General features: G+C 70.9%; 18 protein-coding genes and 1 pseudogene. 10 read left to right on the plus strand and 9 right to left on the minus strand.

Going from position 1 to position 22,263, the window contains the following annotated elements:
- Positions 1-314, minus strand: a pseudogene (locus ABT025_RS33610) (hypothetical protein); the annotation flags it as partial.
- Between the two features lie 536 nt (positions 315-850).
- On the opposite strand from ABT025_RS33610, the gene ABT025_RS33615 reads away from it, so the two are divergent.
- From ABT025_RS33615 to ABT025_RS33635, 5 genes are all read left to right on the plus strand, one after another.
- Positions 851-1,771 carry a helix-turn-helix domain-containing protein gene (locus tag ABT025_RS33615; RefSeq protein WP_351002442.1) on the plus strand — a complete coding sequence of 307 codons (921 nt, stop codon included), beginning with the start codon at positions 851-853 and terminating at the stop codon, positions 1,769-1,771.
- Positions 1,768-1,977, plus strand: coding sequence for a DUF397 domain-containing protein (locus ABT025_RS33620; protein WP_351002443.1), 210 nt, complete (start codon positions 1,768-1,770; stop codon positions 1,975-1,977). Before ABT025_RS33615 ends, ABT025_RS33620 begins: the two co-directional genes overlap by 4 nt.
- Before the next feature lie 710 nt (positions 1,978-2,687).
- On the plus strand, positions 2,688-3,137 hold the full coding sequence (locus tag ABT025_RS33625) for a hypothetical protein (protein ID WP_351002444.1): 450 nt from the start codon (positions 2,688-2,690) through the stop codon (positions 3,135-3,137).
- A 122-nt stretch (positions 3,138-3,259) separates the two neighbouring features.
- The gene (locus tag ABT025_RS33630; RefSeq protein WP_351002445.1) at positions 3,260-3,736 is read left to right on the plus strand and encodes a hypothetical protein; all 477 of its coding nucleotides are present in this window, start codon (positions 3,260-3,262) and stop codon (positions 3,734-3,736) included.
- A complete protein-coding gene (locus tag ABT025_RS33635) occupies positions 3,733-4,539 on the plus strand; it encodes a class I SAM-dependent methyltransferase (RefSeq protein ID WP_351002446.1) in 807 nt (268 codons plus the stop codon). The genes ABT025_RS33630 and ABT025_RS33635 overlap by 4 nt, the downstream gene beginning before the upstream one ends.
- Before the next feature lie 94 nt (positions 4,540-4,633).
- Here the strand turns inward: ABT025_RS33635 and ABT025_RS33640 are convergent, their stop codons facing one another.
- On the minus strand, positions 4,634-5,929 hold the full coding sequence (locus tag ABT025_RS33640; protein WP_351002447.1) for an LCP family protein: 1,296 nt from the start codon (positions 5,927-5,929) through the stop codon (positions 4,634-4,636).
- 119 nt (positions 5,930-6,048) lie between these two features.
- Between ABT025_RS33640 and ABT025_RS33645 the strand changes: the two genes are divergently transcribed.
- Positions 6,049-6,597, plus strand: a complete 549-nt coding sequence (locus tag ABT025_RS33645) for an acyl-CoA thioesterase (RefSeq protein WP_351002448.1) — start codon at positions 6,049-6,051, stop codon at positions 6,595-6,597.
- Between the two features lie 131 nt (positions 6,598-6,728).
- Here the strand turns inward: ABT025_RS33645 and ABT025_RS33650 are convergent, their stop codons facing one another.
- Positions 6,729-8,225, minus strand: a complete 1,497-nt coding sequence (locus ABT025_RS33650) for an LCP family protein (RefSeq protein ID WP_502972085.1) — start codon at positions 8,223-8,225, stop codon at positions 6,729-6,731.
- A 149-nt stretch (positions 8,226-8,374) separates the two neighbouring features.
- On the opposite strand from ABT025_RS33650, the gene ABT025_RS33655 reads away from it, so the two are divergent.
- Positions 8,375-9,406: a glycosyltransferase family 2 protein gene (locus ABT025_RS33655; RefSeq protein WP_351002450.1), complete on the plus strand. Its 1,032-nt coding sequence runs from the start codon at positions 8,375-8,377 to the stop codon at positions 9,404-9,406.
- Between the two features lie 81 nt (positions 9,407-9,487).
- Here ABT025_RS33655 and ABT025_RS33660 read toward each other — a convergent pair whose 3' ends face one another.
- The 4 genes from ABT025_RS33660 to ABT025_RS33675 form a co-directional block, all read right to left on the minus strand.
- Positions 9,488-11,191: an LCP family protein gene (locus ABT025_RS33660; protein WP_351002451.1), complete on the minus strand. Its 1,704-nt coding sequence runs from the start codon at positions 11,189-11,191 to the stop codon at positions 9,488-9,490.
- 49 nt (positions 11,192-11,240) lie between these two features.
- Positions 11,241-13,007, minus strand: coding sequence for an LCP family protein (locus ABT025_RS33665; protein ID WP_351002452.1), 1,767 nt, complete (start codon positions 13,005-13,007; stop codon positions 11,241-11,243).
- 223 nt (positions 13,008-13,230) lie between these two features.
- Entirely contained in the window at positions 13,231-14,586 is a 1,356-nt protein-coding gene (locus ABT025_RS33670; RefSeq protein ID WP_351002453.1) for an LCP family protein, read from the minus strand.
- Between the two features lie 294 nt (positions 14,587-14,880).
- Positions 14,881-15,630, minus strand: coding sequence for a TIGR03089 family protein (locus ABT025_RS33675; protein ID WP_351002454.1), 750 nt, complete (start codon positions 15,628-15,630; stop codon positions 14,881-14,883).
- A 138-nt stretch (positions 15,631-15,768) separates the two neighbouring features.
- Here ABT025_RS33675 and ABT025_RS33680 point away from each other — a divergent pair, with 138 nt between their 5' ends.
- The 3 genes from ABT025_RS33680 to ABT025_RS33690 all read left to right on the plus strand — a co-directional run bounded on the left by ABT025_RS33680 (position 15,769) and on the right by ABT025_RS33690 (position 19,615).
- Positions 15,769-17,148 carry an N-acetylmuramoyl-L-alanine amidase gene (locus ABT025_RS33680; protein ID WP_351002455.1) on the plus strand — a complete coding sequence of 460 codons (1,380 nt, stop codon included), beginning with the start codon at positions 15,769-15,771 and terminating at the stop codon, positions 17,146-17,148.
- Between the two features lie 302 nt (positions 17,149-17,450).
- Positions 17,451-18,542: a mannose-1-phosphate guanylyltransferase gene (manB, locus tag ABT025_RS33685; RefSeq protein WP_351002456.1), complete on the plus strand. Its 1,092-nt coding sequence runs from the start codon at positions 17,451-17,453 to the stop codon at positions 18,540-18,542.
- A gap of 89 nt (positions 18,543-18,631) precedes the next feature.
- Positions 18,632-19,615, plus strand: coding sequence for a DNA-3-methyladenine glycosylase family protein (locus ABT025_RS33690; protein ID WP_351002457.1), 984 nt, complete (start codon positions 18,632-18,634; stop codon positions 19,613-19,615).
- 165 nt (positions 19,616-19,780) lie between these two features.
- Here ABT025_RS33690 and ABT025_RS33695 read toward each other — a convergent pair whose 3' ends face one another.
- Both ABT025_RS33695 and cofD read right to left on the minus strand, forming a co-directional pair.
- Complete coding sequence (locus ABT025_RS33695; RefSeq protein WP_351002458.1) at positions 19,781-21,100, minus strand: coenzyme F420-0:L-glutamate ligase; 1,320 nt, start codon at positions 21,098-21,100, stop codon at positions 19,781-19,783.
- Positions 21,097-22,053, minus strand: coding sequence for a 2-phospho-L-lactate transferase (gene cofD / locus ABT025_RS33700; RefSeq protein WP_351002459.1), 957 nt, complete (start codon positions 22,051-22,053; stop codon positions 21,097-21,099). Before cofD ends, ABT025_RS33695 begins: the two co-directional genes overlap by 4 nt.
- Positions 22,054-22,263 lie beyond the last annotated feature (210 nt).

The following is a 22,263-nucleotide window of genomic DNA, read 5'->3' on the forward strand; positions in this document are numbered from 1 at the left end:
AAGGCGCTGTCGCAGCTGTCGCAGTTCTGGAGGGGTGTGACGGCGGCGATGCGGGCCTCGCTCTCCGGGAAGCGTCCGGTCAGGACCTTGACGCCGACCTTCGCTCCGGCGGGCAGTGACTGGATGTGGACGGCGAGGCCGATCGCGACGAGGGAGAGCTCGTGGTGTTGGGCGAGGCGGTTGCCGATCACCGTGAAGCCGGTCGTGTGGCGGGCGTTGACGCGGAGGACGCCGGATGTCGGCGTGACGTCGGGCCGGGTGCCGGGGGAGCCGGGCTGGGTGCACGGGGGCCCGATAACCTGCGGGGTATCCATCGGGAAGGGTCTTCTTCCTCGTGGTCAGGCCTCGGTCGGGATTCTCAGTCCCGACCGGGGCCGTCTCGTGTTCTGGGGTTGTCGCGGCGAGCATATGCCGGCCAACCCGTCCCGAATCCAGCCCACTTGTCATTCGTCACCCGTGCGGGTGACGCAGGTCAGGACGGGGTGGGGCGGGGCTCGGTCGGGTTGTTTCCCCAGGTTCTTCAAAGCCTTTGGACGTCGTGGGCAGCCGCGTCGTGGATCACCGGGTCGTGGTCGAGGACGTCGTGGGCATCCACGACCCGGTCTCGGCGACGAGCAGGTCCCCTCCGCCCTCCGTATGCGTGTCGGGACCGACGCGAAGGGCAGAGAGTCCCTTCTGGGTTCACGCAACCTCGGCGTGGCCGCGTCTGCGTACCGTGCCCAGCGATCGAGCCCTTGGGTACGGTGATTGTCCCGGGCTTGTCCAGCGCTGTCCTGGCTGTCCGGAGTGACGTGTGGGGATCGGAAGCAGTTGAGGGAAGAACGGCACGCACGTCGGAAGTGGGGCACGCATGAGCGTGGTTGGCGACGGTACGGAGCAGGGTGACGGCGGGGTGGACGAGCCCGGCTGGGCGATCGATCCCGATGACGAGTCGGGGGCTGCGGTGGTCGCCGCCGTGGGCCGCCAGATCAAGGCCTGGCGGGAGGCGGCCGGGATGCGCGCAGGCGAGCTCGCGGTCGTGATCGGGTACGGGGAGGACCTGGTCTTCAAGGTGGAGGACCTAGTCTTCAAGGTGGAGGACCTGGTCTTCAAGGTGGAGGGCGGGCGGCGGATCCCCCGGCCGGAGTTCCTCGACAGGGTGGACGAGGCGGTCGGCGCGGGCGGGAAAGTCGCCGCGATGAAGCGGGACGTGGCGGAGGTCCGGTACCCGAAGAAGGTACGGGAGCTTGCGAAACTGGAGGCCCAGGCCGTGGAGTTGCTGGCCTACGGCAACAGCAGCTTTCACGGTCTGTTGCAGACGGCTGAGTACGCGCAGGCGCTGTTTGCGATGCGACAGCCCGCCTACCCCCAGGATGAAGTCGAGCGAGGTGTCGCCGCACGGATGGCCCGGCAGACAATCTTCGACAGATCGCCCGGCCCGACGCTCGGGTTCGTCCAGGAAGAAGTGACGCTCCGGCGGCCGCTTGGAGGCAAGATGGTTCTGCGTCGCCAACTCGAACACCTCCTGGAGGTTGGTGAGTCGCGCAACGTCACGGTTCAGGTGATGCCGATGGACCGCGAGGAGCATGCTGGAATCGACGGGGAAATCCAGGTGCTGAAGTTCAGAGACGGCACGGCGGTGGGGCGCTCCGAGGGGGCCTTCGGCGGTCGGCCCGTCTCCGACCCGAAGCAGCTCCGAATTCTTGAGTTGCGGTATGGCATGATCCGGGCCCAGGCTCTCAGCCCGCGGGAGTCGATGGCCTTCATCGAGCAAGTGCTGGGAGAGACATGATCCGCAATCCGTCTGCCGGAGATGCTTCCGCATTGAAGTGGGTCAAGAGCAGCTACAGCGACAGCAGCAACGGCAGCGAGTGCGTCGAGGTCGCCACCGCCCCCCGCACGGTCCGCGTCCGCGACTCCAAGAACGCGCACGGTCCCAGGCTCGCCTTCGGGCCCCGAGCGTGGGCGGACTTCGCGGCGTACGTGTCGGAGAGCTGAACCGCCGGTCCCGCACGGCCGATGAGTTCCGCCCCACCGCGCCGTCCCGTGGTGCTCCGGCGGCTCCTGGAATCGGCCTGATGATCCGTGACACCAGCTCCGACCGCCCCGTAGTCCTCCCCGCCGACCCCGCGTGGGAGCGCCGCGGCCGGGCACTGGCCGATCGGCTGCGGGCGGAGACGGGCCCCCTGGCTCTGCGCGTCGAGTACATCGGCTTCCGCGACTGGTTCCGGAGCCACCCGGAGGCCGTGCCCGCCTACGCGTCGTTCAGCGGACGCTCGCCGCGTCGGTCCCGGACACGGGGGTGTACGCGGACGTCAAGGACCCGGACGTGGACCTGGTGGTCACGGTGGCGGAGGCCTGGGCGCAGGCGACGGGCCGGCGGCCGTAGGGCCGGGACGGGCCTTCGTCCGGTCCGGTCCGGAGTGGTGTGGTGGGGTTCGTCCGAAGCTGCGGGTGGCCGGGACGGAGGGCTCCTGTCCGGTCAATTCCCGGGCAGGTGTGCATGGTTGCTTCGCGCCTACAATCCAGCGGTGATCACGCCGACCGGCGTGGACCGAAAGGACCGGCGAGTTGACCACGCACATACCGGGGCACAGACCCCGGTCGAACCACAGACACACTGCCGTGGCCGTGGAGGCCCGCGGAAGGCAGGCGCGGCACACCCGCACCCGTCCCCGCGCCATGGGCCGACGGGCGGCCTCATGCCGTTGAGCGACGACAGGCGGCAGGCGGCGACGGTGTCCGACCTCCCCGAACCGCTGGCGAAGCTGCTCTGGCGGCGGTACACCGTCTACCGCGAACGCGGCGGCACCGTGGTGATCCGGGGCGAGGACGCGGGCCGGTGGATCAGCCTCGCCTCCCACGGGTCCGGCCGGGTGCGCATTCGTGCCGGCCGAATCCTGGAGGGAGGAACCACCGCCCCGGCCCGCGCCGAGACCACCGTCCCCCTCGACGGTGACATCGCCCGTCTCGCGGCCTGCTGCCGCGGTCTGCTGGCCGAAACGGCCGGTGCGAGGGCGGCGGAGACGGCGGCGCCCCCACCGGCGACGGCCCGGCAGCGGCCGGGACCCCGGAAGGGCAGGCGCAGGCGAGGAACGGCCGTCCTGGTGTGTGCCGCTGTCGTTGTCGGGCTGATCGCCGTCTCGATGTTCGGCTGAACGAGGCGGCGGACGGCGTGAACGCCGTCCGGACGGGGAGGCAGGCATCGCCCCGGCCAAGACCGTGCCGGCGCGGCCGGTCCCGGCGTCAAGGGGAGCCCGGTGGCGTAACTTCCCTTTCCATGAAGGACATCGACAAGCTCACCGGCCTGTTCGAGGCGCTGGGGGCCGACGACGCCGCGGGCTGGGCCGACTCGGAGGCCGAGGAGGGCATTCCTCAGCTGGCCCGGTTCAGGTTCCTGCGCATGGCCTGGCAGGACATAGACGCGTGGAGCTCGGCGGCCCCGCACTGGGTCGAGGCCTACCGGAGGGAAGGTCTGGCGGGCGGGGCCGTCGAGCGGGCGGTGCGGCTCGGGCTGACCCCCGCGGAACTGGGGGAGATAGCCCGCGAGATCGCGAGGGAGACGGCGTTCGGTCTGCTCCAGGGGATCGACGACCCGGCGCGCGGCGATGTTCCGCCAGGGACGGAGGCACAACTGCCCGGCTGGCGTCTGGCCGAGCTGTCACCGGAGGGCGAGCCCACGGGGCGGACCCTGGGCGCGCTCCACGAGGACCTGAACGAAGCGGAACCGCAGAGTCCGACCGGAGGTGGCGCATGACCGCGTTCGACGTGAGTGAGCGGCGGATCTGGGACGGGCGGGCCGAGAGCTACGCCCGCACCTTCGCCCACCTCTGCGCCCATACGGTCCCCGTCCTGCTGGACGCCGCATCCACCGGCGCCGGGACGCGGCTGCTCGACGTGGGATGCGGCAGCGGCAGCGTGACGGTGGCGGCCGTCGGACGGGGCGCGGTCGTACGGGCCGTGGACGCCGAACCGGGCATGGTCGCGGCCACGCGGCGGGCGGCGCCCGGAGTCGAGGTACGCACCGGCTCGCTGCCCCAGCTGCCCTACCCCGACGGCGAGTTCGACGCCGTCGTGGCGAACTTCGTGCTCAACCACGTCGGCCGGCCGCTGGACTCCCTCGTGGAACTGCGCAGGATCACCCGCCCCGGCGGCCGGATCGCCGTCACGATCTGGCAGGTGCCGAACGCCCCGGGGCAGGCGCTGATCGGCCGCGCCGCCGAGGCCGCCGGACTGACCCGGCCCGACTGGCTGGCCACGGTCGACGAGGAACACAACTTCCCGCGCACCCCGGACGGGCTGGGCGCCCTCCTGACGGCGGCCGGGCTCGGGGACGTACGGAGCGAATCGCTGTCCTGGGACCACCGGGCCGAAGCGGACGACTGGTGGGCCGGGCCCGCGTCCGGGGTCGCCGCGACCGGGCAGTTGCTCAACGGCCGGGGGCCGGAGGGAGTGGCCGCCGCGAAGCGGGAGTACGACGTGATGTGCAAGGAGTTCGCCGCGGAGGACGGGCTGTTGGCGCTGCCGCACGTGGCGGTGCTGGCTCACGGGAGGGTGTAGGCGCACCCCCCCCACGGCACAACAACACCCCACACAGCGCAGGGCCCGGACGTTCGAAGCGTCCGGGCCCTGTTGTGCCGTGCGATGTACCCGGTCAGCTACCGGTGACCGTGACCTTCTCGTCGTTGTTGAGCTGCTCGACCAGCTGCTTGACCTTGGCCTTGTCCCAGAGGAGGTTGCCGCCGCTGGAGCCGGAGATCGGAATGTTCAGCGACGCTCCGTCACCGCCCGTGACGCCCTTCATCGCGAAGAACATCTGGCCCAGGTCCCAGAGGGACATGTCCTTGTCGACGACGAGGGTGTCGAGACCGGCGCCCATCGTCGGGTACAGCTTGAACGGGTTGATGATCGTCGACGGTGTCGCCGTCTGACTCGCCAGCGCCGCGAGGAACTTCTGCTGGTTCTTCGTACGGTCCAGGTCGGACGTGAAGGCGTGCCGGGTCCGGACGAAGGCGAGGGCCTGCTGGCCGTCGAGGGTCTGCTTGCCGGCCTGGAAGTCGGCGCCGGAGTACTTGTCCTTGAACGCCTTCGGGATGTCCAGCTCCACACCGCCGATCGCGTCCACGATCTTGGCGAAGCCGCCGAAGCCGATCTCGACGTAGTGGTCGATGTGCAGCCCGGTGTTGAACTCGACCGTACGGACGAGGAGTTCGGGACCGTCCTCGGCGTACGCGGCGTTCAGCTTGGTCGTGCGGCCCGTGCCCTCGTACTTCTTGCCGGAGTCGGAGCCGACGAAGGACGGGATCTCGACGTTCGAGTCACGGGGCAGGGAGACCAGCGTCGGGCCGCTGGAGCCGTCGTGCAGGATCATCATCGAGTCGGTCCGCTTGCCCGCGGCGGAACCGGTGTGCAGATTCTTCTTGTCCTCGGCCGTCATGCCTTCGCGGCTGTCGGACCCGACGATCAGGTAGTTCGTGCCGTCGCCCGACTTCGGCCGCTCGATGACCTTGGAGAGGTCGACCTCGCGCTTCAGCTTGGAGTCCGCCCAGAAATACGTGCCGATGGAGACGGCGAGCACCACGACCACGAGGGTCAGCGCGCCGATCTTGATCCGGCGGCGCCAGTCGGGCGCTGCCCCCGGCCGGCCCTGGACGTATCCGCCGTCGCCGGGGCCGCCGCCGTGACCGCCACCGCCGCGGCCGCCCTGGCCGCCGCCGTAGACGTGGCCCGTGTTGTAGCCGCTGTCGTACTCAGGGGAGTCGCCGTAGCCGCCGGGCTGCTGCGGCACCGGCCGCTGCCTCGGCGGCGCGGGGCGCTGCTGGGGCGGGGCGGGGCGGCGCTGGACGTGCGGCATCGAGCGGGCGCTCTCGGGCCGGTCGCTCGCGCTGCCCTGCCCGTAGCGGTTTCCGCTGCGGTTGTCGTCGGTCCAACCCTCGGGCCAATCGTTCATGCCATCCAGTGTGCAGGTCGGAGCCACTGCTATTACAGGGTGTGAGGGAAATCGGACCAGGGCTGTTGCGAATCTGATGCATTGCGACGCGCTCCGGGCCCCCGCATAAGGTGGACGGCATGACAGATCAGGCCCCGCGCCCGGAAAGCGACATTCCTGGCAAGCCCACCGCAGCCTCCCGGACCACCCTCAGCCACATCATGACCGGCAGCGACACGAACCTGCTGGGTACGGTGCACGGCGGCGTGATCATGAAGCTGGTCGACGACGCGGCGGGCGCGGTGGCCGGCCGGCACTCCGGCGGCCCCGCTGTGACGGCCTCGATGGACGAAATGGTCTTCCTGGAGCCGGTCCGCGTCGGTGACCTTGTTCACGTCCGCGCCCAGGTGAACTGGACCGGCCGCTCCTCCATGGAGGTCGGGGTCCGGGTCATGGCCGAGCGGTGGAACGAGTCGACCCCCGCCTCGCAGGTCGGCAGCGCGTACCTGGTGTTCGCCGCGGTCGACGCGGACGGCAGGCCGCGCCGGGTACCGCCCGTGATCCCGGAGACGGAGCGCGACAACCGGCGTTACCAGGAGGCACAGATCCGTCGCACCCACCGACTGGCCCGGCGCCGTGCGATCAAGGAACTGCGCGAGAAGCGCGCGGCCGACGGCATCGAGGACTGAGCTGAGGGCTGAGGGCTGGGGGCTGGGGGCTGAGAGCGGCGGACTGAGAGCCGAGGGCCACGGCCCTGCGGCCACGGTCTGAGGCCCGCAGACCGGGACCCGGCCCCCGAGAAGGCCCCCGGGCCGGGCTCCTACGGGCAGACCACCTCGTCGCCCTTCACCGCGCCGAACCTGCCCGGATCCGGCTCCTCGGCCCGGACCCGCTCGACCTTCCGGTAGTCCGCCCCCGCCGTCACCTTCATCGTGCCGCCCTGCCCCTTCACGGCCTTCAGCTCGGCCCCCGGCAGCGCTGCCGCCAGTGTCTTCGCGGACCGGTCCCACCGCGGGTCGTACATGACCAGGGTCTGCTCGATGTCGCGCTTCTCCGCGTTGAGCGGGGCGCGGGTGGTGTCGAAACCCGTGCCGTGCAGTGCGGCGTCGACCGTGGAACCGAGGCCGTCCTTCGGGGTCCCGTTGTAGACCTGGACCCGGATCTGCTGCGGGGCGACGTCGACCGTCTTCGCCTGTTCCTGCTTGGGCCGTGCCACGGTCAGCGGCTTGTCGTCCCGCAGCGCCTGGAACAGCTGCTTCGACTTCTTGGGATCCCACTTGACCGTCGAGCCGATGCCCTTGACCTGGTAGGCGACGTCACTCATCGGCACCGAGGCGAATTCGGACGAGGCGGCGGAGAAGCCCCGCATCGCCTGGCCGAGATCCAGCATCTGCTCCGTACCGAAGCCCTTGTCGGCCCGTACCGACTTCAGCATCGTCGAGGCGACCTCACGGAACTTCACCGGATTCAACAGCACCCCGCTGCTCGTCGCCTGCTTGATCAGCGAGGCCATGAACTTCTGCTGGCGCTGCATCCGGCCCAGGTCGGCGGCGCCGTCGATGTGCCGGGACCGTACGTACTGGAGCGCCTGGCCGCCGTCCAGCTCATGGGTGCCGGCCGCGAGATCGAGACCGGTGTAGGAGTCCTTCATCGGCCGGGCGGTGCAGATCTTCACCCCGCCCAGGGTGTCGACCGTCGTCATGAAGCTGGTGAAGTCGACCTCCAGATAGTGGTCGACCTTGACGCCCGTCATGTGCTCGACGGTCCGGACCGTCAGGTTCGGCCCGCCCTCGGCGTACGCGGCGTTCAGCTTCACCGGATGGGCCGCGTGCTCCTTGCCCGTCGTCGCGTCCCGGTGCTCGGGGATCTCGGCGTAGCTGTCGCGCGGCAGGCTGACGACGCTGGCGCGTTCCTTGTCGGCGGACAGGTGCACCAGCATGATCGTGTCGGTGCAGTGGCACGGCGCACCACCCAGCCGGTACTTCTTCTTCTCCTCGGCGGTGATCTTGTCGCGGCCGTCGGTGCCCACCAGGAGCAGGTTCATGCCGTTACCGCCCGCGGGACGGTTCTTCATGTCCTTGAACGGGTCGATCCGGTCGATCCCGGACTCCAGGTTGGTCACCACGGCGTGACCGATGCCGCCCGCGCCCAGGACCAGCACGGAGAGCGTCGTCGCCACCCGCATGCCCCAGCGTGGTCTCTCGTCCCGTTTCCCGGGCCGCCTGCGCTGTGGGGGAACGGCACGAGGCCTAGGCGGACGGGGGGAGCGGTGCGGCGTGGGCACGGGGTGACACCTCCGCGGTGCAAGGGGGACCATGCGCACAGTAGGCCCATACGATCTGCATCCCGGGCAGCGGACGGGCGGCGCGCGCCGCTGTCCCCCATTCGCGGTAACGTGGCGGCCGAATACCGCCGCCTGGTGGGGTGCGAGACCCCCGGCGCCCCCAAGGACCCCCCGAGGACCACATGTCTGCCGCGCAGCACCCCGCCGTCTCCGTGATCATGCCGGTACTCAATGAGGAGCGGCACCTCCGGAACTCCGTCCGGCACATCCTGGAGCAGGAGTACGCCGGTGAGATGGAGGTGGTGATCGCGCTCGGCCCGTCCACGGACCGTACGGACGAGATCGCCGCCGAACTGGTCGCGGAGGACTCCCGGGTCCAGACCGTGCCGAACCCCACCGGCCGCACCCCCGCCGCGCTCAACGCCGCGATCAAGGCCTCCCGCCACCCCGTCGTCGTACGCGTGGACGGCCACGGGATGCTGTCGCCGAACTACATCGCGACCGCCGTCCGGCTCCTGGAGGAGACGGGCGCGCAGAACGTCGGCGGCATCATGCACGCGGAGGGCGAGAACGCCTGGGAGGACGCCGTCGCCGCGGCCATGACGTCGAAGATCGGCGTCGGCAACGCCGCCTTCCACACGGGTGGCGAGGCGGGACCGGCCGAGACCGTGTTCCTGGGCGTCTTCCGCCGGGAGGCCCTGGAGCAGGCGGACGGCTACAACATCGAGTTCATCCGTGCCCAGGACTGGGAGCTGAACTTCCGCATCCGCGAGGCCGGCGGCCTGATCTGGTTCTCGCCCGAGCTGCGCGTGCAGTACCGCCCGCGCCCCTCCGTCCGGGCCCTCGCCAAGCAGTACAAGGACTACGGCCGCTGGCGCCACGTCGTCGCCCGTTACCACCCCGGCTCGATCAACCTGCGCTACCTCGCCCCGCCGGCCGCCGTCGTCGCGATCGCGGCCGGTCTCGTGGTGGGCGCCGCCGTCACTCCGTGGGCGCTGGTCGTCCCGGCCGGTTACGTCGCGGCCATCGTCGCGGGCTCGCTCCCGGCGGGCAAGGGCCTGCCGCTGAAGGCGCGGGCGCAGATCCCGGTCGCGCTGGCGACCATGCACATGTCGTGGGGCTACGGCTTCCTGACCAGCCCGCGCTCCCTGGCGAAGCGGGTCATCGCCAGCCGCCGCCCGGCGGTCCGTGAGCCGGACGCACCGGTGGCCTGAGCGGCCGCCCCACCACACGCGGACAACGAGAGGGGGCGCCCGGTTCTCACCGGGCGCCCCCTCTCGCATGTCCCGCCTCCGCTACATCTGGCGGTACGGCCAGTACACGTCCATGCAGTCGTCCGTCTTGGCCCCGTTGACCGACTCGGTGCCCTCCAGCGGGTCGCTGTCGTCCTCCACGGTCTTCGGGAACGTGGAGCCGGTCCGCCAGTCCGAGCCGACCGTGAGCGTCAGGCCCGCGCCGTCCGGTGTCTCCGTCACGGCACTGGTCGGCATCCCCAGCGCCTTGGCGACGGACAGCGCGTCCGCCTTGCCCTGGGCGCCGGCGCTGTGCGGATAGGTCACCTCGGTCGTCGGCGCGGACCCGAGCTCGGTCGAGGTGTCCGCCTCGGTGAAGCCCTTGGCCTTCAGCATGTCCCGGACGACCCCGGCCCGGCCCTCGGTGGCCGCCTGGCCGTCGGCGGAGGTGCCGTTGACGACCGTCACACCGAGCGAGGCGGGAGCACCGGCCTTCGGGCCGGCCGCCACCTTCTTCGCCGCCTTGGCACGGTCGTCGGGGTCGAGCGACTGGTCGTCGCGCAGCAGCGCCCAGAGCTTGTCGGCGGCGCCGGGCTTCGGCAGAACGTGCGCTTCGGGGTTCTTCGGGTCGGGGATCCGCGGCATCGTCAGCATGTTCATCTTCTCCAGCGGCACGTCCTTGAGCTGCATGCCGAGGTCGAAGAGCTTCTTGACCGTGCCGATCTCCTCCGAGACCTGGAGCGACTTGGTCGCGGTCTCGGCGAGGTTCATCAGGCGCCCGGTGTCCGTGAACGCGTTCTGGCTCTTCAGCTCACGCAGGACCGAGTTCAGATACATGTGCTGGGCCTTGGACCGGCCGAAGTCGCTCTCGAAGGCGTGCCGGGTGCGCAGCCACTTCAGCGCGTCCTCGCCCTTGATCTTGTGCTTGCCCTTCGTCAGCCTCAGGTGGGAGCCACCGGGCACGCCGGGCTTGGACACGTCGTTGACGTCCTGCTTCACACACACCCAGGCGCCGCCCACGGCGTCCGCCATGTCCACCACACCGGCGAAGTCGACCATCATCCAGTGGTCGATGTAGACCTTGGTGAGCTGCTCCCAGGTGTCCAGCGTGCAGCCGGGGCCGCCGCGGAGCGACTCGTTGATGATGCCGTTGGTGGCGGCGTACTTCTTGTGTGTGTCGGGGTTCTCGCAGGCCGGGATGTCCACGCGGGTGTCGCGCGGGATGCTGATGACCGAGGCGTTCTTCCGGTCCGCCGACACATGGAGCAGCATCTGCACGTCGGCGAGCGGGGTGTTGCCGACGCTCTCCTTCGAACCGCCGAGCTTGAGGTTCTCCGCGCTGTTGCGACTGTCCGAACCGATCAGCAGGATGTTCAGCGGGGTCTGGCCCGCGGCGTTCGGCGCCTTCTTCTTCGCGGCGCCGTTGCCCGCACTCCGCTCGCCCTTGCGGAGGTTGCTGTTCAGGTGCTCGTACCAGAGATAACCGGCCGCGCCGGTGCCGAGTATGAGGAACGCGAGGGAGAAGGCTATCCAGCGCAGGACGCGGTGCTTCTTCTTCTTGGGGGCGCGGCGGGGCCGGCCGCGGCGCCCGCCGCGGCTCGCGGCGCGACGGCCGCCACCGTCCCCGCCCCCGCCGGCGTCGGGTTTCGCGGCATCCTTGTCGCTGTCCCCGTCCCCGTCCTCGTAGATGCCGTCGTCCCAGCCGAGTTGGCCGGCATGCCGGACGCGTGGTCGCGTCCCCTCCCCGGGCGTGCTGCTCCGTCCCACCAGGACCCCCCTGCTGTTCAGACTCGCGGTATCGCGCAGTGACCGGGTGTCACTTGGCGCACTCTGCCTTGTCGGCGCTGGCCTTCGGAATGTCGATCTTCGCCGGGCCGGTGATGGGGGTGCCCGCGCCCTTGAAGTCCGCCCCCAGTGTCAGCACCATCGCCTGCAGACCTTCGGCGTCCTTGGTGCCCGGCTTCATCGCCGAGGCGGGAAGCCCCATCATCTCGGCGAGCGCCCGGGCCTGGTCGGCCTGGTTCGGCGCGTACGCGAGCGTCGTCTTGGCGGCCTTCGCCGGGGCGTTGGCCTTGTTCGTGGACTTCAGGACGCCCTTGTCGTTCTGCAGCCAGGTGACGGTCTGCTGAGCCGCGCCGGCGAGCTCGCCGCCGTTGTACACATCGACGCGGACGTCGGCCGCAGCCGCCTTGGTTCCCTTGAGGAGCGCGTCCTGCTTGCTCTTGGCGGCCTTCTTCTGCGCGGCCACCTCGGTCAGCGACGTGTCCTGCTGCATCATCGTGAGCAGCTGGGGCGCCTTGACCGGGTCCACGACCACCGTGATCGGCGTCGGTTCCGCCGGGTTGTCGATGACCGGCAGCGTGACGAACGTGATGTTCTTCGTGTCGATCTTGGTGAGTTCCTTGGCGAGCGAGCTCAGCTTCGGCACCGAGCCGATCGCGGAGTCGACCGTCAGCGCCCTGGTCGCCGAGTCCGCCAGCTTGAACAGCTTCGTCGGGCTGGTCAGCGTGTCGTCCGACTTCATCTGCCGGATCATCGAGCCGATGAACTGCTGCTGGCCCTTGATCCGGTCGAGGTCGCTCCCGTTGGCGTAGGCGTGCCGGGTCCGTACGAACGCCAGCGCCTGCTCGCCCTGCACGGTGCTCGGGCCCGCGGGCAGGTCGAGGTGCGACTTCTCGTCCTTGACCGCGTGGGCCAGGCAGATGTCGACGCCGCCGACCGCCGTGGACAGTTCCTTCACCGCGTTGAAGTCGACCATCATGAAGTGGTCGACCGTCAGGCCGGTGAGCTCCTTGACGGTGTCCATCGTGCAGCCCGGGTCGCGGCCGTCCTGGCCGAGGCTGGTGTTGAACCGGACGTTCTGGGTGCCAGGGATGGTCTTCTCGGAGCCGTCCGCCTGCTTGGTCTCGCAGTCCGGGATGTTGGTCATGAGGTCCCGGGGGATGCTCATCGCCGTGGCGTTGGTGCGGTCCTTGGACACGTGGAACAGGATGTTCGTGTCCGCGTGCCCGGTGCTGCCCTTGTCGCCGTAGCCCTCGTTGCCCTTGCCGGTGCGCTTGTCCGTACCGATGACCAATATGTTCATCGGCGCGTTGGCGGTGACGACGTCCTTGTTGCCGCGGTCGCCGATGTCCACGGTGCTCAGGTTGCCGTTGAAGTGCTGGTACAGCCAGTACCCGCCGGCCGAGGCGGTGACGAGGAGGAAGGCCATCACGCCGCCCGTCCACAGCAGTGCCTTCTTGCGGCGGGGCTTGGGGGCCTTGCGCTTGCGCCGGCCCGCGCCGTTGTCGGCGGCAGCGGGAGCCTCCTGGCCGCGTGGGCCGGAAGCCGACCGGCGGCCGCCCTGCCGCGGCACCTCACGGCTGCGGCGCGCGTCCTCGCCCGCCGCACCGCGACGTTCGCCGCCGCCCTCACGGACAGCGCCTCTGCGCCCGGAACTCCGCGGAGCCGAAACTCCTGACGCCCTGCCTGAATCCCCTCCGGAATTGTTCAGTCGCAGTTCGTAGTCGCCGGTGTCCGGGTTGAGAACCCATTGGTCTGCGGGATCGATTTCTTCCGCCCGCCCACGGCCTTGTGCATCCACGGTCGCCTGAGTCCTCCGTCGGTGCCACGCGAGGCGCCTCCCCCGATAAGGCGCTCAGTCTTACGCTCCGGAAGTGCGCGGCCAGGTGGCCGGTAGCACCGGATCGCGTCACACTATCCGTCCCGTTCGCTGTCGAGCGACGGGCGTGACATATTCCACGGCCCTTACAACCGGGCATTCTTCCCATTGCACGTCGAACGTTGTTCTCCGCTTGGTCATTGCTTTACTGCTTGCACAGGTCGGTCGCCGCATTGTTCCCCGAGTACGTGGGAGTGGGGGTCGGGCCGGAGGCGTCGGCGGCGTCAGCGTTCTTCCCGTCGTCATCCTTCAGCTGGTCCGCGGGCACGACGGCGACGGGTTTGTCGTCACGCAGTTGCTTGAAGAGCTTGTCCGCATCGGGTTGCACCAGTTCATCCCGGTTCCTGTTGGCGCTGTACGGCTGCCGCGGGACGGTCAGGAACTGCACCTTGTCGGTCGGCACGTTGCGCATGCCGCGCACCAGGTCGTAGAGGTCCTTCAGGCTGTCGAGCCCCGGGTCGGTGGTCAGCGCCTTGGTGGCCGCGTCCAGCACCGGGTAGAGCCGGGTGGGGTTGAGCAGGACCCCGTTGCTCTGCACCTTGTTCACCAGTGCGCCCAGGAACTGCTGCTGGCGGTCCATCCGTTCGGTGTCGCTGCCGTTGCCGATCGACTTGCGGGCCCGTACGTACCCGAGGGCCTGCTCGCCGTTGAGCTTCTGGCGGCCCGCCGGGAGCTTGAGGTGTGCGGCGCTGTCGTCGATCGGCTCCTTGAGGCAGATCTCGACCCCGTCCACCGCGTCGACCATGTTCTTGAAGCCGTTGAAGTCGACGACCATGTGGTGGTCGATGCGGATGCCGGTCATCTTCTCGACCGTGCGGATGGTGCAGGCGGTTCCACCGAACTCGAAGGCCCAGTTGAACTGCGCGAACTGCGGCTTGCTCACGGTTTTGTCCGGCTTGTGGCACTCCGGGATGTTCACCATGAGGTCGCGCGGGAGAGACATCGCCGTGGCGCTTTTCCGGTTCGCGGCCAGGTGCAGCAGGATCGTGGTGTCCGATCGCTGGCTGCCGCCGTCGTCGCGACCGTACTTGCTGTTGTCCCCGGCCCGGCTGTCGGAGCCGATGAGCAGGATGTTCTGCGCGTTGTGGACGACGGAGGCGGGACGTTCCTTCTCGTACGCCCTGAGTTCGGCGGCCGCGGAGGTGTCCGTCCTGATGTTGCCGTCCAGTTTCTTGTACAGCCACCAGCCGGCGCCCGCGGCGACGAGCACGACGAACGAGGCGCCGAGCGCGGTCCAACGCAGCCAGTGGCGTTTGCGCTTGACGACGATATCGAGGCCCGGACCCCCTCCGGAGCCTTCGGGTGACGGTCCGTGCGTCGGGCAGCTGCCCGACCCGCTGCGCGTCTCACCGCCAGGGGCACCCTCGGAGCCGTTGCCCGGGACCTGCTTCTCGCCGAGGCCCTCGCCGGACGGCCCGTCCGATGCGGAGTCGTCGGGCGTCCGGTTCCCGCCTGTGGCCGAGTCGTCGGGGTCGGCCGGCGTGCCGGAGCTTTCGGTCACGTCTGCGTCCATCCTTCATATTCGGCAGCGCGCTGGGCCGCCGGTCGCAGAAGTAGACGGCTGAACCTCACGCTTGGTTGTGCCTGAGTGGTCTGTACCGCAGATCATGTACCGGAGTCGGCGCCCAGGCCGGAGGGCTCGGCCCAGGCTGGGCCGGACGGGTGACCCCTCGGGCCGCTTGTCGTACTGCGGCGTCTAGGCGGGACGGCCGGGCGCACACGAACGGGACGGCCGCGCGCGGATGGCCTGGTCGCAGGACGCGGGAGGTACGGGCCCGGCGCGCCCGCCCGGCCGTCAGACGGTCCGGGTGACCCGCTCGCTCTCGACGCGCTGGGCCAGCCCGTCCTCGCCCAGCTGTCCGAGATGCCGGCAAAGCACCACGGAACCCCCGGTGGCCAGCGGTGCGAAGAGCCCGGCGCTGAGGCCGTCCCAGGTGTCGTACGTACGCCCCGAGAGCAGCCGCGAACCGGCGCCCAGGCCCAGCGCGGCACCGTCCTCGCGTGCCCGCGCGACCAGCTCCGCCCCGGTGAACCCGGTGCCGCCCACGGTCAGCGCCGGCGCATCCGGGTCGACGGGCGCGAACGGGGCGAACCGGTCGCCCTGGCCGGGTACCTCGACGGCGTAGTCCGCGAAGCCCTCGGGCGCCTGCGGGAACCTGCCGCCCATCGGGCGCAACGCCAGCGCGATCCGCTCACCGCGACAGGCCCGCGCGGCGTCCAGGCTGTCCGGCCCGGAGACGACGAGGTCCGCGGCGGCGGGGTCCCCCTGCACATCGGCGACCACGCCGACCGAGGCGCAGGCCATCAGCCAGACCGCGGACTGCCAGTGCGCGGGCAGCAGCAGCGCGAGCCGGTCACCGGGCTCGGCGGCGAGGTCGCCCTGCAGCAGGTTCGCCGTCTTGGCCACCCAATTGGCGAAGGTGGCCACCGACAGTTCGACGCGCTCTCCGGTGGCGTCGTCGTAGAAAGTGACCATGGGGCGGGCCGGGTCCGCGGCGAGCGCGGAACGCAGCAGGTCGGCAGGGGTGCGGTCGCTGGCGTTCATTCGCAGAAGGGTACGCGGCGGTGCCGGGAGGGGCCGGGTGCGGCCGCTGTCGGGTGCACCGGTTCGGCAGACGAGTCGTCAATTGCCCCGAGAAATCCCGGTCGCCGGAGTGGTGCGCTTATGCCCAGGATCATATGTATGCGTGCCTTCATTGCATCCTCCATAGGTGTCACCTGCGCGGCAGCTCTCGTGCTGCCGCTCGCCGCGCCCGCGGGCGCCGCCCCCGACACCCCCGCCCACCCGGCCACCGCGGGATCCGTTCCCGCCGAGGCGTCCGAACCGGCCGGAGTGTCCGGTTCGACGCAGTCCCTGGCCATGGATCCGCTGGCCTCCCCCTCGGTACGGGCCACCGGCGCACCCGCCGCCGCAGCTGCCGAACAAGGGCTGCCCGAGCGCGACGTCCAGCCGTTCTCGCTGGTCGGCGTCGTCTGGGACGACGTCAACACCGAACTCCACGGCACCGCCCAGGTCCGCACCCGTGCCACCGGCACCGGCCGGTGGTCCGACTGGCAGGACCTGGAGACGCACAACGCCGAGCACTCCGCCGACGCCGGCACCGCCGAACGCGACTCGGGCGCCGCCCGCGGCTCCACCGCCCCGCTCTGGGTCGGAGACTCCGACGGCGTCGAGGTCCGGGTACGCCCCGAGGCCCCCGGCTCCGGCGAGAGCGCCGAGGCCCCCGTGCCGCTGCCCGCCGGCCTGCGCCTCGAACTCGTCGACCCCGGCAAGGACCCGCAGCAGGTCCCCGGCACGGACCCGGCGGAAACCCCCGCCACGGATCCCCCGGAAAGCCCCGCCACCGGCGTGGCGGGCACCGACCGCGCCACCTCGCTCGGCGCCGCCGCCGTGCTCCCCGCCCTGAACAGGGCCGAGACCGAGGAGGCCGCCGGCCTCGCGCCCGCCGCCAAGCCGTACATCGGGCCCCGGCCGCGCATCATCACCCGCAAGGGCTGGGGCGCCGACGAGAAGCTCCGCGAAAGCGGCTTCGCGTACACCAAGACCGTCAAGGCCGCCTTCATCCACCACAGCGCCACCGGCAACAACTACAAGTGCTCCCAGGCGCCCTCGGTCCTGCGCGGCATCTACCGCTACCACGTCAAGAGCAGCGGCTGGCGCGACATCGGCTACAACTTCGCCGTCGACAAGTGCGGAAACATCTACGAGGGCCGTGCGGGAGGCGTGACGAAGGCCGTCATGGGAGCACACACGCTCGGCTTCAACACCAACACCATGGGCATCGCCGTGCTCGGGACCTTCACCAGCTCGAACCCGCCGGCCGCAGCCGTCAACGCCGTCTCCAAGCTCACCGCCTGGAAGCTCGGGCTGTTCGGCGCCAACCCCAAGGGCAAGGTGACCCTGGTCTCGGGCGGCAGCAACAAGTACAAGAAGGGCAAGAAGGTCAAACTCAACGTCATCTCCGGTCACCGGGACGGTTTCGCAACCGAATGCCCCGGAGCGCGTCTCTACAAGAAGCTCGGCACGGCCCGGACCAGTTCGGCCAAATTGCAGGGCCGCTGACGCGAAAGGAGCCGTGAACCGGCGCCGGCCGCGCCGGAGGCCTGCTGCGGGCTGCTGACCGAAGGACCCCTCCTCCGGTCTGCATACACTGGCCAGCCGAAGAAGCTGTTGTCCGATCTCCGCTGGGTGCGGGGCGTCCGGCACGGCCCGCTCGCGGCGCTGCCGAAGTGACCGAATGGCTCCGCCACGAGGACACTCAGGCGCCTTGCGACCGACCGTGCCGGACGCCCCGCACCATCCAGCGGAGATCGGACAACGGCTTCTCACCCGGCCCGGCCCCAGCAGGAAGCAGAGACAGTGCTGTGACAGAGGCAAAAGAAGCGATTCTCCTGGTCGGCGGCAAGGGAACCCGACTGCGCCCCCTCACGGTGCACACCCCGAAACCCATGGTTCCGGCGGCAGGCGTCCCCTTCCTCACGCACCAGCTGGCGCGTGCCCGGGCCGCCGGCGTCGAGCACATCGTCCTCGCGACGTCGTACCTGGCGGAGGTCTTCGAACCGTACTTCGGTGACGGTTCGTCGCTCGGCCTCCACATCGAGTACGTCACCGAACGCGAACCGCTCGGCACCGGCGGCGCCATCCGCAACGTGGCCGGCCGGCTCACCTCCGGCCCGGACGAACCGGTCCTCATCTTCAACGGCGACATCCTCACCGGGCTCGACATCCGGGCCCTGGTCACCACGCACGCCGACTCCGGAGCGGACGTCTCGCTCCACCTCACCCGGGTCGACGACCCACGCGCCTTCGGCCTCGTGCCGACGGACGACACCGGCCGGGTCACCGCGTTCCTGGAGAAGCCCCAGACGCCCGAGGAGATCGTCACCGACCAGGTCAACGCGGGGGCGTACATCTTCCGCCGGTCGGTCATCGACACGATCCCGGCGGGCCGTCCGGTCTCCGTGGAACGTGAGACCTTCCCCGGACTGCTCGCCGACGGCGCACACCTCCAGGGCATGGTCGACTCCACGTACTGGCTGGATCTCGGCACCCCGCAGGCGTTCATACGCGGCTCAGCCGACCTCGTCCTCGGCATCGCACCCTCCCCGGCCGTCCCCGGCCGCTGCGGCGACCGCCTCGTCCTGCCGACCGCCTCCGTCGCCCCCGACGCCAAACTCTCCGGCGGCACGGTCATCGGCGCGGACGCCGTCATCGGCGCGGGCGCCAGGATCGACGGCTCCACCGTGCTCGCGGGAGCCATCGTCGAACCGGGCGCCGTGATCACGGACTCCCTGGTCGGAGCGGGTGCCAGGATCGGCAGCCGTACGGTGCTCGCGGGCGCGGTCGTCGGCGACGGGGCCAAGGTCGGCGCCGACAACGAACTGCGCGACGGCGTCCGTATCTGGTGCGGGGCGCACCTGCCCGCCGCCTCGGTCCGGTTCTCCTCGGACGAATGACCGGACCGGCCACCTCCGTGTGGACTCCCCGAGTGGCCTGAATCAGCCGTAGGCTCGACAGGCAGCCCCGACTACCGAGGACCTCATCCGTGGCAGGACGATTCGCTCCCCGCAGCGCCCCGCGCGCGGCCGTCCCGCACCAGGCGGCGGCGACGCCCGTACCGGCGCCGCTGACGCGCGCCTGGACCCCGCCGGGCCCGCTCGACCTGAGGCTCGTCCTCGGCCCGCTGCGCCGCGGCCCCGCCGACCCCACGTTCCGGATGTCCGCCGACGGCTCGGTCCGCCGGGCCAGCCGCACCCCCGCGGGCCCCGGCACGCTCCATGTCGTCGCCCGCGCGGGCCGGATCGAGGCCGCGGCCTGGGGGCCGGGCGCGGCCTGGCTGCTGGACCAGCTGCCCACGCTGCTGGGCGCGTCGGACGAACCCGAGGCGTTCACCCCGCGCCACCGCCTGCTCGCCGTGACCCACCACCGCCGCCCGGGGCTGCGGCTGCTGCGCACGGGCCTGGTGCTGGAGTCGTTGATCCCGTCGGTCCTGGAGCAGAAGGTCACCACGGACGAGGCCTACCGCGCCTGGCGGCTGCTGGTGCGCACGTACGGAGAGCCGGCGCCCGGCCCGCAGGAGTACGGCCTCTACGTCATGCCGGACGCCCGCACCTGGTCGCTGATCCCGTCCTGGGAGTGGCACCGCGCGGGTGTGGACAGCAAGCGCTCGGCGACGATCCTGCGCACGGTCAGGGTGGCCCGCCGCATGGAGGAGGCGGCAGCCATGGAGCTGACCGAGGCCATGGCCCGCCTTCAGGCGATCCCGGGCATCGGCCCGTGGACAGCCGCCGAGACCCTGCAACGGGCGAACGGTGCGGCGGACGCGGTGACGGTCGGCGACTTCCACCTCCCCGGCATCGTCGGCCACGCACTGGCCGGCAACCGGAACGCCGACGACGAGGAGATGCTGGCCCTCCTCACCCCCTACGAGGGCCAACGCCACCGGGCCACCCGCCTGATCATGCTCTCGGACAACACCCCGTCCCGCCGCGCGCCCCGCATGCAGCCGGGCAACATCGCGCGTCTGTAGAACGGCCGCGTCGGTCCGGAGGAATCCAGCCCCTCCCGCGTTTGAGGAGCGGGGTCCGGGCGGAGCCTCGAAAACCGGCCCCGCCGGCGCTTGAGGCGCAGGGGCCCGGGGCGGCGCCCCGCTCACGGGAAGGGGCGGGCAAGGGGGAACCTCACCCCCGCCCTCTCACCTCACCGCGACAAACTCCTCCGCGCCCCGCCCCACCCGCGCCGGAGGCGACACCGCGGCCCGCCCCACGGCCACCGCTCCCAGCGGATCCCACGACGCGGGCAGCTCCAGCACCTCCCGCACGACATCCCGGCAGAACATCGTCGAGGAAACCCAGGCCGAGCCAAGCCGCTCGCCCGCCAGCGCCACCAGGAAGTTCTGGATCCCGGCGCCCGCGGCGACCACGAACATCTCGCGCTCCGCGCCGTCCCGCCGCGCGTCCCCGTACGTGTGGGAGCCGTCCATCACCAGACACGGCACCACCAGGTACGGCGCCCGGCGCAGCACATCGCCCCGTTTCACCCGTCGCGCGACCGACTCCTCGCTCTTGCCGTCGCGCCGCAGGTCCGCGATCCACGCGTCCCGCATCGCGTCCAGCAGCCGGGTCCGCGACTCGGGCGACTCCAGCAGGACGAACCGCCAGGGCGTCGTGTGGTGCGGGGCCGGAGCCGTCACCGCCGCGGCCACGGCACGCCGCACCGCCCCCGGGTCCACCGGTTCGTCGGTGAACTCGCGGACCGTACGCCGCTGGGTCACCGCCTCCCGTACCGCCTCGGACGTCCCCAGCCGGAACATGTCGTCGGCCGCGACCCGCACCATCGCGCGGGCCCCGCCGGCATCGGCCGGGTCCAGGACATGGCCGAGCCCCCGCACGACCGCGACGGGCAGCCCGTCCGCCTTGCCCTTGACCAGGTCACCGGCCGAGGCGAGTTCGTCGGCGGTGGCGACCACGGTCGCGCTCAGCGGATTGCCGTACGCGTCGCTGCCGCCCCGCAGGTCGTCCAGCACCCGCACTCCGGCCGCGCCGATCGCGACATCGGTCAGCCCGTTGCGCCACGGCCGCCCGAAGGTGTCCGTGACAACGACGCCGACCTCGACGCCGAGCGTGTCCCGCAGCCCCTCCCTGATCGCCCGCGCCGAGGCGTCCGGGTCCTCGGGCAGCAACAGGACGGTCCCTGCCGGGGTGTTCGACGCGTCGACCCCGGCGGCGGCCATCACCAGGCCCTGCCGGTTCTCCACGATCCGCAGCGTGCCGCGCCGCGCCACCACCCGTACCGTCTCGGCGTCGATCGCCGCCTCCCGGTCGGTGGCCTCGACGATCCGGCCCTCCGCCTTGGAGACGATCTTGGAGGTGACGAGCAGCACGTCACCGTCTGCCAGTCCGGGCTCGGTGGCGGCGATCAGCTTCGCGAGGTCGTCCCCGGCCTGCACCTCGGGCATGCCGGGCAGCGCCCACACGCGGAAGGAGGGCGCGGTGTCCGGGGCGGCGGTGCTCATGCGCGTACCTCTTCGGCGAGGGCCAGTGCCTGCCGCGCCATCTCGGCGGTGGCGGCGACGTCGGTCATCATCAGCGGTACGGAGCGGCAGCGGATGCCCGCGGACTCCACCTCGCCCACGGCGCCCGCGTCCACGGTGTCGACGAGCCAGCCGTCGAGCAGCCCCGAACCGTAGTGCTGGGCGACGGCCGCGGCCGTCGACTCGACGCCCACCGCGGCGAGGACCTTGTCCGCCATCCCGCGCACCGGTGCGTCACCGACGATGGGGGAGAGACCGACGACCGGCACCCCGGCCTCGGCGATGGCTTCCCGGATTCCGGGCACGGCGAGGATGGTCCCGACGGACACGACGGGGTTCGACGGCGGGAAGAGGATGACGTCGGCCCCGGAGATGGCCTCCAGGACGCCCGGAGCCGGCTTGGCCTGTTCGGCGCCGACGGGCACGATGGCCTGCGCGGGGACGGAGGCGCGCAGTTTCACCCAGTACTCCTGGAAGTGAATGGCCTTGCTCTCGCCGTCGACGTCGACGGCGACATGCGTCTCGACCCGGTCGTCGGACATCGGCAGCAGCCGGACCCCCGGCTTCCAGCGCGCACAGAGCGCCTCGGTGACCGCACTCAGCGGATAGCCCGCGCCGAGCATCTGCGTACGGACGATGTGGGTGGCGAAGTCCCGGTCGCCGAGCCCGAACCACTCGGGGCCGACGCCGTACGCCGCAAGTTCCTCCTTGACGTGGAAGCTCTCGTCGGTACGGCCCCAGCCCTGCTCCTCGTTGATGCCACCGCCGAGGGTGTACATCACGGTGTCGAGGTCGGGGCAGACCTTGAGGCCGAACAAATGGATGTCGTCACCGGTGTTGCCGATCACCGTGATGTCCGCGTCGGGCGCGGCCTCCTTGAGGCCACGCAGGAAACGAGCACCACCGATACCGCCGGCCAGAACCACAATGCGCATGCGAACCAGTCTGTCAGGCGGAGCCTGATCCTTGTCGGGGTGGTGGCGGGTGACGGGTGGGACTGTCGGGCGGAGCCTGGTCCTTGTCGGGGTGGTGGCGGGTGACGGGGTGACGGGGTGACGGGTGGGACTGTCGGGCGGAGCCTGGTCCTTGTCGGGGTGGTGGCGGGTGACGGGGTGACGGGGTGACGGGTGGGACTGTCGGGCGGA

Source organism: Streptomyces sp. NPDC002809 (assembly GCF_040295435.1).
Classification (GTDB): Bacteria; Actinomycetota; Actinomycetes; order Streptomycetales; family Streptomycetaceae; genus Streptomyces.

Excerpts from the sequence above, each read along its gene's own strand:
- ABT025_RS33615 (WP_351002442.1), top strand. The coding sequence starts at position 851 with ATGAGCGTGGTTGGCGACGGTACGGAGCAGGGTGACGGCGGGGTGGAC.
- ABT025_RS33640 (WP_351002447.1), bottom strand. The coding sequence starts at position 5,929 with ATGAACGATTGGCCCGAGGGTTGGACCGACGACAACCGCAGCGGAAAC.
- ABT025_RS33675 (WP_351002454.1), bottom strand. The coding sequence starts at position 15,630 with ATGAACGCCAGCGACCGCACCCCTGCCGACCTGCTGCGTTCCGCGCTC.
- ABT025_RS33650 (WP_502972085.1), bottom strand. The coding sequence starts at position 8,225 with ATGGTCCCCCTTGCACCGCGGAGGTGTCACCCCGTGCCCACGCCGCAC.
- ABT025_RS33635 (WP_351002446.1), top strand. The coding sequence starts at position 3,733 with ATGACCGCGTTCGACGTGAGTGAGCGGCGGATCTGGGACGGGCGGGCC.
- ABT025_RS33620 (WP_351002443.1), top strand. The coding sequence starts at position 1,768 with ATGATCCGCAATCCGTCTGCCGGAGATGCTTCCGCATTGAAGTGGGTC.
- ABT025_RS33655 (WP_351002450.1), top strand. The coding sequence starts at position 8,375 with ATGTCTGCCGCGCAGCACCCCGCCGTCTCCGTGATCATGCCGGTACTC.
- ABT025_RS33630 (WP_351002445.1), top strand. The coding sequence starts at position 3,260 with ATGAAGGACATCGACAAGCTCACCGGCCTGTTCGAGGCGCTGGGGGCC.
- ABT025_RS33695 (WP_351002458.1), bottom strand. The coding sequence starts at position 21,100 with ATGAGCACCGCCGCCCCGGACACCGCGCCCTCCTTCCGCGTGTGGGCG.
- cofD (WP_351002459.1), bottom strand. The coding sequence starts at position 22,053 with ATGCGCATTGTGGTTCTGGCCGGCGGTATCGGTGGTGCTCGTTTCCTG.
- ABT025_RS33645 (WP_351002448.1), top strand. The coding sequence starts at position 6,049 with ATGACAGATCAGGCCCCGCGCCCGGAAAGCGACATTCCTGGCAAGCCC.
- ABT025_RS33680 (WP_351002455.1), top strand. The coding sequence starts at position 15,769 with ATGCGTGCCTTCATTGCATCCTCCATAGGTGTCACCTGCGCGGCAGCT.